At 43.6% G+C, this 10,895-nt stretch carries 9 protein-coding genes; 7 read left to right on the forward strand and 2 right to left on the reverse strand.

Going from position 1 to position 10,895, the window contains the following annotated elements; genetic code table 11:
* The 7 genes from J7J62_03700 to J7J62_03730 form a co-directional block, all read left to right on the forward strand.
* Positions 1 to 229: T9SS type A sorting domain-containing protein (locus tag J7J62_03700; GenBank protein ID MCD6124260.1), on the forward strand; the 229-nt coding region annotated here is incomplete at its 5' end.
* Positions 230 to 2,419, forward strand: coding sequence for an HDIG domain-containing protein (locus J7J62_03705; protein ID MCD6124261.1), 2,190 nt, complete (start codon positions 230 to 232; stop codon positions 2,417 to 2,419).
* Between the two features lie 6 nt (positions 2,420 to 2,425).
* On the forward strand, positions 2,426 to 3,667 hold the full coding sequence (locus tag J7J62_03710; protein MCD6124262.1) for an HlyC/CorC family transporter: 1,242 nt from the start codon (positions 2,426 to 2,428) through the stop codon (positions 3,665 to 3,667).
* A gap of 71 nt (positions 3,668 to 3,738) precedes the next feature.
* A complete protein-coding gene (locus J7J62_03715; GenBank protein ID MCD6124263.1) occupies positions 3,739 to 4,515 on the forward strand; it encodes a DUF3108 domain-containing protein in 777 nt (258 codons plus the stop codon).
* A 3-nt stretch (positions 4,516 to 4,518) separates the two neighbouring features.
* Positions 4,519 to 5,307 carry a beta-ureidopropionase gene (locus J7J62_03720; protein MCD6124264.1) on the forward strand — a complete coding sequence of 263 codons (789 nt, stop codon included), beginning with the start codon at positions 4,519 to 4,521 and terminating at the stop codon, positions 5,305 to 5,307.
* Positions 5,297 to 6,724, forward strand: a complete 1,428-nt coding sequence (locus tag J7J62_03725; protein MCD6124265.1) for a hypothetical protein — start codon at positions 5,297 to 5,299, stop codon at positions 6,722 to 6,724. The genes J7J62_03720 and J7J62_03725 overlap by 11 nt, the downstream gene beginning before the upstream one ends.
* Positions 6,721 to 7,680: an ROK family protein gene (locus tag J7J62_03730; protein ID MCD6124266.1), complete on the forward strand. Its 960-nt coding sequence runs from the start codon at positions 6,721 to 6,723 to the stop codon at positions 7,678 to 7,680. Before J7J62_03725 ends, J7J62_03730 begins: the two co-directional genes overlap by 4 nt.
* Here the strand turns inward: J7J62_03730 and J7J62_03735 are convergent.
* Both J7J62_03735 and J7J62_03740 read right to left on the reverse strand, forming a co-directional pair.
* Complete coding sequence (locus tag J7J62_03735; protein ID MCD6124267.1) at positions 7,664 to 8,209, reverse strand: TlpA family protein disulfide reductase; 546 nt, start codon at positions 8,207 to 8,209, stop codon at positions 7,664 to 7,666. The two genes, J7J62_03730 and J7J62_03735, sit on opposite strands and share 17 nt — an antisense overlap.
* Before the next feature lie 15 nt (positions 8,210 to 8,224).
* On the reverse strand, positions 8,225 to 10,895 hold a 2,671-nt coding region (locus tag J7J62_03740), incomplete at its 5' end, for an insulinase family protein (protein MCD6124268.1).

Raw genomic sequence — 10,895 nt, forward strand, 5'->3', positions numbered from 1 at the left:
GTTTAATTCTGTCCTTGAGATAAAGCTATTCGTACCTGAGAATTCGTATGCAGAAGTTTTCGTCTCGGATGTTAGCGGCAGGATCGTCGAAAAAATTGCTGGAAAAACTTTCACCAAGGGTTTATATTCATTCCAGTGGGTGCCCAAAGATGTTTGCAGCGGTGTTTACTTTGTCGTTGTTAGAAGCGATAATGGAACAAAAATAAAGAGGGCACTTTTAATAAAGTAAATGTCCAGATTGGGAGAAAAAGCAGAAAAATCAGAGTCTGACAGTAGATTTCTAAGCAGGAAATACATAAAGCAGTTGGCTCTCGCAGCGGTATTAGCTGTAAGTTTTTTCATTCCGCATGTACTTTCCACAGTTTGGAAATCACCTCTTCCCCGAGTAGGCGAAATAGCGCAGAAAGATATTATCTCGCCTATAAGTTTTAAGGTACCGAAGGATGAAGACAGCCTAAAAGCTGAGATTGAGGCTGTTAAGCGCTCAGTGCCCATAGTGCTTGCGTACAACGATAAAATAGCTGATTCGGTCCTTACTGAATTCGCAAGGAGATGGGAAGATACGAAAAAAATTCTAAGAGACCGTCGAAAACCACTTAAAATTAAGCGAAAAGAACTTAGAAAAATCTGGGAGGGCTTGTCAAAATCCGACATAGACCAGATGCTGCTTATTTCCAATCCTGATGACTTTGGAAGGATAGTAACATCTGAACTTAGGCGTGAATATCGTGATGGTTTTATGGCCGCAATACCTGAAAAAGAGGAGGAATACAGCAATGCCTTCACAATTTTGCGCAGAAAGCGGTCGAAAACTGTTCCAGCATCGATGGTTCCGACGGATAGTTCCGTTGTAGCTGAGCTTAAGAAAAGCTTCGCAGAGCATTATCCCAAAAAACCTAAACTTGCCGAGCTATCGTTGAAAGTAGCAAAGTTATTTCTCGTCCCGAACCTTATCGTTGACACGCTTGAGACGGAAAAGAGGCGAGAAGAAGCTGCCAAAAAGGTCGTAAGGGTAAAGTATGAGGTTAGCAAGGGCGAAAAGATCGTTGGCAAACATGAAAAAATTGACGAAGAGGCCTATCTGAAGTTAAAAGCTCTCTATAAGGAGCTTAAACGAAAGTCAAGCTTCGAATATCCTTTGAGGCAGATAATAGCAACTGGTGGTGTATTCGCTATTTTGGTCGTGATATCATTTTTCTTCTCGTACATAGTTTTTAAACGATGGAACGAGATATGGTGTGACTTCAGGAAGTTCGTTGCTCTGGTTGTGCCTGTTATTATAATAGGTCTTCTGGGAACTGTTTTCTATATTATTGGACTTACTATTTATTCTATTCCTTTTATGTTCGTGATTATGATTAGTTTCCTTCTTTTCGACCAAAACCTTGCTTTGCTCACCATACTCACGACAATAATGCTTTCTATTATCGGGATTTTTGGCAATGCTACTTTCGCCATCGCGGCACTTCTTGCATCTATAACACTTATTTTCTCCGAGAGAGTTGTAACGGTGAGGAATAGACTTTTTGGACATATAATAGTAAGTGCAGCACTCGGTGTTTTTGCGCTTATCGTGCTTAACATGGTCAAGTATGTCCCATCGGGCGATATACTGGATTATTCAGTTGAATTTCTGGCTTCGGCGCTGATATCTCCTATTGTAGCACTTTTCACATTACCATTTTTTGAGAGATATTCTGGAATGGTGTCTGACATCACGCTTATCGACCTTTCGGACATAAACAGTGGACTTCTCCAGAGGCTTTCGGTTGAGGCGCCAGGAACTTTTACTCATTCGATAATGGTTGGGAATATGGCAGCAGCTGCCGCGGAAGAGGTCGGGGCGAATCCTGTTTTGGCGCGTGTGGGAGGATACTATCATGACATAGGGAAACTGGTTAATCCCGAATATTTCATTGAGAACAAATCAGGGAGGAACCCTCACGAAAAGTTGCAGCCTCATGAAAGCAAAAAAATAATAGTTAGCCACATCGAAAATGGAGTAAGGATAGCCAGAGAAAACGGGCTCCCGCAGCCAATAATAGATATTATTGAGCAGCATCACGGAACATCAATTATAGATTACTTCTACGAGCTTGCAAAAAAGGGTGACTCCGATGTCGATGCAGAGGAATTCCGCTATCCTGGGCCGAAGCCTAAAACTCTTGAAGCTACCATAGTCATGATTTGCGACATCGTTGAGGCGTCTCTTCGAAGCCAAGAAGCCGAAGTTCTTGAGGATGAGAGTAAATGTAGAAAGCTTGTGGAGGAATTAATAAAGGCTAAGATCGATGATGGGCAGTTTGATGAGTCGGAAATAAAGATAGGGCAAATAAAGCGAATAATTGAAAGAATTTTACCTTTAGCCCGAAAAACTTTTCACAAGAGGGTTTCATACAATTTAACCAAGGAGGTGTAAAATTTTATGGATGACCCATTATTATCCCTTGTAATAACGATCCTTTCGGCAGTTGGTCTTTATATATTTTCCGCGCTTGAGGTAGCGCTTTTTTCCTGTGAATTACCTCCAAAAATAAAAAAGAGCTCCCCGTCAAAATCGTGGCTTGCGAGGGTTCTGACTCAGGCTGGCGATATTGAGACATTCTTCATTGTGATGCGTGCTATATTCCTGTTCATCTTTGCAGGCTCGCTTTTTGCGTTGGTTGTATCTATTGTGAAAGCACCAATGCTTGATACTCTCGTTATTTTTGGGGTGGTGCTTAGCGGGATAACTCTACTTTGTATGAACATATTGCCGGCTTCTGCTGCTGGATGGAAGCAGGATTATGTGTTCAGCATGGCATGGTTGATTCGCATGTTTTATGTGATTGTTTATCCATTAAAGGAAGTCGTAAAATTCCTGCTCAACATTCTGCTAAGGCTCATAGGAATCAAGGGGGTTCAAAGTCTTGCACTTCAGAGACAGTTGGCTTACATAGGCGAGCACGAGGGACCAAAAAGGCTTGAGGAAGAAGAGCGGAAAATGATAAAACACATTATAGATTTTGGCGATACGACTGTGAGGGAGATAATGGTGCCCCGCATTGACATGGTCTGCGCACCTGTGGACTCAACGCCAAAGCAGATTATAGAGCTGATAAAAACACACGGGCATTCGCGAATCCCCATTTATGAGGGCAGAGTTGATAATGTCGTTGGAATTTTGTATGCAAAGGACTTGCTTTTAACTATAGGAGAAAATGGGAGCGACAACATAGATTTGCGGAAGATAGCAAGGCGTCCTTACTTCGTTCCTGAATCCAAACTTGTTAATGAACTTATGCAGGAATTCAGGCGGGAAAGAGTGCATATAGCGATAGTTGTCGATGAATACGGGGGAGTCGCTGGATTGGTAACTATGGAGGACATTCTTGAGGAAATCGTGGGTGAGATACAGGACGAATACGACCGCGAGGAACGCCCCATCGTTCAGATAAGCGAAAATGTGTGGCTTGTGAACGGAAGAGTGTCGATTGACGAGGTCGAGGAGGAGCTCGGAATTGAAATACCGTATGACGAAGCTGATACTATAGGCGGGTTGGTCTATAGCATTGTCGGTGGTATACCAAAACCCGGAGAAAAAGTGAAAGTCGATGATAAGGTGTCAATAGTGGTTCAGGAGCTTGAAAGCCAGAGAATAAAAAGTGTGAAAGTGATACTTACATGAAGAAATTCAGGATTTATATAACAATCTATATTGCTCTTGCAATTATTTTCTCGGGCGTTGTTTTTGCCAAATTGCAGACACCCGAGCAGCTTGAAAAAGCCCTAAAAGCACTCGAAGGAGTTGAAATTCCCCGACCGGTTAACAGGAATGCATTCGGGATTGGTGAGTATCTTGATTTCGGCGTATATGTGGCATTGCCAGGTGTCGGGACTATCCCAATAATGGGGGGACACGGAATACTTGAGGTAGCAGGTTTGAGGACCGTGGATTCGAAGAGATGCTTTCACCTTCGTTCTAAAGCGTATTCTGTGGGTTTTGTTAAGCTGGTTTATCCTGTTAAAGATTTTATTGAGAGTTACATGGATGTAGATAGCTTTTACCCGTGGCTTTTTAAGAAAAATGTGCGAGAGGGAAAATATAGGGCGAAGTTCACGATAAAATTTGACCAAAAGAACCACAGAGCCATTCGTGAGGGCGTTTATAATGTTAAAACCTACGAGCGTGTGCAGGATATATTGTCCGCTTTTTACTATGTTAGGACGCTCAATCTTGAGCCAGGGGACACGATTCCGTTACCGTATCACGATGACGGCGGAAATTATCCTATTAAGGTTATCGTTCATAGGCGCGATACAGTTAGTGTTCCTGCTGGCAGGTTTGCGTGTCTTGTTGTGGAGCCTATTATAGCTACTCCCGGGCTTTTTCAGCGAAAAGGAAGAATGTTTCTATGGATTACTGATGATAAGAAAAAAATGCCTGTGATGATGGTGTCCAAAATTCCCATTGGCTCCGTCGTTGCAAAGCTTCTGGAGTATAAATTAGGTGATACAAACTGGCGGAAGAGGTGAGGTATGAGAATAGGATACTTTCAATTCACGCCTAAAAGGCTTGATGTCGAGGGAAATATAAGGAGAATAAACGAGAGAATCGATGGTGTTAAAGCTGATGTTCTCGTTTTTCCTGAGCTTTTCTTAACAGGATACCTTTTTACTGATAAAAATGAGCTTGCGTGCTTCGCCCAAAAAGCAGGTGAAGGTGAAATTTTTGAAGCTATGCTCTCGTGGGCTAAAAAAATAAACGGGATGGTTATAGGAGGGTTTCCTGAAATAGACGGAGATAAAATTTATAATTCTTCAATGGCTGTTATGCCCGATGGCAGTTACAAACTTTATAGGAAACTACATCTTTTCAATCGTGAGAAGCTTATATTCACCCCGGGCAACCTTAAAGCTGAACCATTCGAATTCCGAGGGGCTAAGTTTGGTCTTATGATATGTTTTGATTGGATCTTTCCCGAGATAAGCCGAACGCTGGCGTTGAAGGGTGCACAGATACTCGTTTATTCCTCGAATCTTATGCTACCGCTTTGCCAGAGGGCGCTTTTCGCAAGAGCTGTTGAGAACAGGACTTTCGTGATACTATCAAATAGAGGTGGTTCGGAAACCGTTGGAGAATTGTCATTATCGTTCACGGGAAAAAGTATAATTTATGCTCCCGATGGAACTATTTTGTGCGACTCAGAGGATGACAGGGATGAAATCAAAATAGTTGAGGTTAACCCGGATAACGCTTTGGACAAAAATGTAACCGAGAGAAACGATATTTTCAGGGATAGGAGAACGCAATTTTATGAGTTGTAAATTTACTCCCATAATTTTCGTTATCGTTGCTGCCTTTGTTTCAGCTCAGGTTGATTCGGGAAAATACTCCATCTCTATTTTTTCCAGTGCAATCTCGATACCGTCGAATTTTTCTCAGGGTCTGGACATTCCATACAGGTTCAAAACGATTTTTTTCGGCAGGCAAAGCGCGGAACTTGATGGGCACGCGAAAAATATACTCGATTATTGGTCCCGAATTGTTGAGATCAACCCTGATGCTAAAATCCATCTTCTCGGTTTCTGCTCGGAGTTACTGGATAGTGCTGTCGATTCGGCAATGTGTAACAAATTATCTAAATCTCGTTCTGAGGCTGTGCATTACTATATTGCCAAAAAATATCCGGAAATAGGTGAGAGGATAATTGTGGGCAGCAGCCACAATTTCAAAGCGACATTTCTTGATACGCCGTCCGTTTTCGATGCAAGGGTGGAATTAACGATAGAATTTGGAAATTTTTCACCGTTAAAAGTGAAGGCGCTCAGAGGAAAGCCATATTGGGATTTGCGGGCTTTCAGGGTTGACAGTGGTTTGTCGAGCGAACTTTCCCGCATTCTTTCTCGGAATCCGTCGGCCATCGTTCTTATTGATGGTTTTGGTTTGCCCAATAGTGGAAAAAGCTATGCTCGTCTTTTTGCCCTTTCAAGGATGATTGCGAAATTTACCGGCATACACCGGCGGATAGCTCTTTTTGTTGAGCCTACAAGCATGTCGCGCGCGCCTTATGCCGTGGTCTCGTTGGTTGCTGCGGACTTTTCCCCTGCAAAAGTTCTATGGACTGAGCCGTCCATTCCGCCGAATTTGATTCTTGATTTCGGGACATCATTGCAGCAAAAATTTTGTGTAGCAATAGAGCCTGTAATGGGTTTTGGCCACTTTGTTGTCCCTCTAAACCTTCGCCAGAGAACCATTGATTTATCTGAGGTACCTATAGCCGACGGTTCTTACTATTTGGAGTTTTTCGCTCAAAATAATGGATTATCGTCAGAGCCGATTCGCTTTGGTATGCAGAAGACCGACTCGTTCTCGGCAGTTTGGAACATGGACATGTGGTTTTTTGGTCAGGATAAACTGTCCAGCGCTGATAAAGTAAGATTTTGGTACTGGGCAAAAGCAGTGGCTAATCTTGAGAATGTCGCATCACAAGCTAAGGTGGCGATAATGGTGGACAAACAAAACGAGGATGCTGCGAAAAAATGCTGGGAATCACTCCTTGCTGTTATAGAATATGCTACCGGAAAGAAGAGGAGCGAGATCCCGAGATGGTTCAGGAAATCCCATATCGAAATGGAAATATCACTTGAGGAGCGACGACATGTGGAGCAATCGCCACTAAACGTGTATGAATTGCTGGGAAGAAACATATGTAAAACGCGAATCGAGATAATAGGGAAATGAGAATCTTTTCGGTAGATATTGGTGGCACCAATATTAAAGCGGGACTCCTTGATGAGGTGGGCAATATACACGATTATGTTGAGCATCCAACGCCCGAGTCGGGCGGTCCCGAGGCTGTGGCATCGACTATTCTTTTTATCAAGGATAACATATTTGGTTCCGATTGTGCTATAGATGGTGTTGGAGTAGGTGTAGCAGGTCCTGTGGATAGTGATGGCGTTGTCTATAGCCCGCCTAATTTCAGAGGGTGGGGTATTATCGACCTTAAATCGCTTCTTGCGGAGTTGCTGGAATATCCGCCCAGTAGGATTTTCGTGGGCAATGATGCCTCGCTCGCGGCTCTGGCGGAATTCGTTCGTGGAAATGGAAAGAAGGCGAACCCGATGGTTATGATTACGGTCGGGACTGGTATCGGTGGCGGAATTGTTGTTGATGGTAAGCTGCTTGCCGGCAGAAGTGGATTTGCTGGTGAGCTGGGACACATGGTTATAGACCCTGATGGTCCTCGGTGTGGCTGTGGACGCAGAGGGTGTGCCGAGGCGCTTATCGCACACAAAGGAATAGTAAGAACCGCTTGGGAAGTGCTAAGGAAGGATAAAGGGTCCATCATGTGGAGTCTTATTGAGGGCAGGTTTGACAGATTAACGCCAAAGGTTGTCCAACAGGCTGCCTCACTTGGCGACCCAGCAGCTAACAAAGTGCTCGACATCGTTGCACGAAGGATGGGAACATTTCTGGCTAATGTAATTAATATATTCAATCCGGAGAAAATCGTTATAGGTGGTGGGATAGCTTTGTGGAGCGATATGATAAAGAAAGCAAGAATTTATGCTGTAAGACACGCTTTAAAGCCTCTTTCGGATGATGTGAGGATAGTAAGAGCGAGATACATTAAGATGGCGGGTATTATGGGGGCTGCTATATTCGCTGCAAGGAACCTTACTCAGACCCGATAACTCCAACTGTTATGGATGCTGTGTGCGAACCTTTCCCCTGATTGATTACCTGTTCGATTTTCTCGTGAATAATTTTCTCGTCGCCTGGATTAAATCCTATATGTCTGTATAACACTTTGCCTTCCGCGTTGACAATGAAGAGTTCCGGTATGTCTATTACGCCTGCTCTGTCGCTTAAAGCTCCAGCTTCATCGTAGAGTATCAGGAGATGGTCCCAACCTTCTTTTTTGGCTGTTCCACGGGCATACCTTATGCTTCGGGGGTCATCCTCGCAGATGGCAATAGTTATAAATCCGGGATTGTTGTGAAGGTCTTCAATGTATGTCCTTATGGACACGAGTTGCTTGTTGCAGGGCTTGCACCATGTAGCCCAGAATACTATTACGAGGGGCTTGCCAAGACTCAAAAGCGAATCAAGGGTAACAGTTTCGCCGCGCGAACTCCTTAAGGAAAATTCCGGGAATCTTGCAGCAGGGGCAAGGGTTATGATAGCCAGCAATAACAAAGCATATATTAGTTTGCGCCTCACATCGTCCCTCCTTATTTAATTTTCATACTCTTTTGGCATTAAAACCAAAGTTACAGGGTTTGCCAAATACTTTTTAGCTGCGTTAACCACATCTTCTTTTGAAACTGACTTTATCCTTTCCCCATACTTCGTGTAATAATTGAATCCAAAGCCATAAAGTTCGTCGAGTGCCATAGTATTTACGAAGTCAGCTTGAGTCTGGAATGCCATATCATGCTTTTCCGCGAGGGAGTTTTCTATTCTTTTCAGTTCTTCCTCTGCGAAATCACCTTTGCGCAACCTTTCGATTAGATTGTTTATTATGGTGTAAACTGTGTCGAATTCCTCGGGGGCACACTGTGTAGTTATGGTGAATGTTCCGCCATGTTTCATGGTTGACAGACTTGCCCATGCTATATAGACGAGGTTTCTTTTACCTCGTAGTTCGTCGTAAAGCCATCCACTAAGGCTGCCCGCGGAAAGCAGTCCAGCAGCAGCTCGAAGTGCCCATTTATCTTTTTCGTCATAGCTTGTAGGGGCATCAAATCCTATTATAAGTGTCGCCTGCCCGCGTTCTGTAGGTATTTTTTCGTAAATTGGTTTCTCGTGAGGTGTTAAGTTTGGCACTTTCGCTATCATTGCTATCGATTGTTCAGCATTGGGCGCATGTATTTTTCCGAAAAGGCGGGCTAATTTTCTTTCCATTTCATCAACGGGCATGGGACCCGATATTGCGATAACCATTCTCGATGGGTCGAGAACGCTCGACCAATAAAGTTTAGCGTCCTTTGCGGTAAGTTTTTTGATGGTTTCTGGGTAACCGCAAACTGGTCTCGCGTATGGATGGTCTCCGAAAAATTTCTTGTCGAAAATCACTCTGGCTTCAGAATACCACCATCCCTTAAGTGAGTTGTATTCAGCAAGTAAGTTTTCTCTTAGTTTCTCTTCTGATGCTTCTGGGAATTTCGGATACAGCAACATCTGCGAGACTATCTCCATAGCCTCGTCGAAATCGCCTCTGTAGAATTTACCCTTTATGAAAATAGTATGTCTTCCAGCATTGTGCTCGATGTCCATTTGCAAATCCTCAAGTTTCTGTTGCAATGCTCTGAATGAAGGGAATTTTCGCGTTCCCTCACCGAGATAAAGAGCCGTGAATTCTGCCAGACCCGCTTTATCCTTTGGTTCGTAGATTGAGCCTCCGAGCAGATAAATGGCAAAATCGAATGTAGGAATATTATTGTTTTCCCCGAGAATAAGCCTTATTCCGTTCGGAAGTTTTCTTAAAGTGAAGTTCGGCTTTTGAGCGGTTTGTGCTTTGGCAAGGATACTATCGAGTTTTGTGGCAGCGCCTTTTGGCTTAAGGATTGCGAGAACCATCCTGTTTCGCAAAAGGTATTTTTCGGCAACACGCTTAACATCTTCAGGTGTTACGCGGCGATATGGCAAATACCAGAATCCATCGGTGAATGGGGTGCCGTCATTGAGGATTCTGTACATAAGTACGCTCGCCTGCGAACTCGGGCTCTCAATGGAGCGCATTAGGTTTTTACGAAAAGCTTCCTTGCTCTTCTCAACTTCCTCTCTGGTTACGCCGTATTGCTTGATTCTGTCTATCTCATTCCAGATTATTTTTATTATTGTATCTCTATTTTCATAATCAAAACTGCACCTAATAATGAAAGTTCCGCGATTAATTCTTCCTTGTGGCGCATAGGCACTTATCGAGTGCGCAAGCGGGGTTTCTGTATTAACGAGCTTCATGTTTAGTCTTGCCGCTGGGTAACCTGCAAGAATGTAGGCAAGAAAACTTAGTGCGTAGTTATCGAAATCACCTCGCCAAGTTGTCGGGAAGCCCATAACAAAGCTTGCTACTTTTACTTCTGCCTCTTTTTCCGCAACACGGGGAGCGACTGGTATGGGTTCTACAGGGATGCATTCCGATTTAATTGTTCTTCGCTCCCAATCCCCAAATAAGGACTCTGCAATGCTTATTACCTCGTTGGGTGTTAGGTCACCTGCTATCGCTAATATAGCGTTATTGGGCGCGTATTTAGAGTTATAGTAATTGATGAGGTCGCTTCTCCGTAGCTTTAGGAATTGTTCCTCGTAGCCTATTATTGGATGCCTGTATGGGCTTAGCATGTAAAATGTCTTGTTAAAAAGTTCCCATAGGATTCTCTCAGATTCCTCGCGTCCTTTCCTTATTTCCTGAAGGATAACATTTTTCTCGCGGGCTACCTCAAATGAATCGAACGCGCAATAACGAACAAATTCTGAGAGCATAGAGAGCAATGGCACGAAATTTTTGGAGCTACCTTGCCCGTAGTATACAGTTACATCCCTTGATGTATAGGCATTTATGGATAAAGCGTACTTCTGGGTCAGTTCTTTGTATTCGTTCTCGGTTCTTTTTGAAGTTGTTCCACCTGAAACCACATGTTCCAGATAATGCGATATGCCAGCACCAAGATACTCACCCTCATGGGCAGAACCCGTTTTGATCATTATTTTGCAGGATACCACTGGTGCCGTGTGGTTTTCCCAGAATGCCACATTCAATCCATTTGGCAACACCCAATGATGTATTTTCCCGCGGGTAACGATGGAGTCGGGCAGCCACTCGTGGAATATGGGCAGGTCACGAGCAGCGAAAGATGTAACTGATAAGATTAGCAGCAATACTAATATAACAAGTCTTTTCATG

The organism is bacterium (assembly GCA_021159335.1).
Taxonomy (GTDB): Bacteria; UBP14; UBA6098; order B30-G16; family B30-G16; genus JAGGRZ01.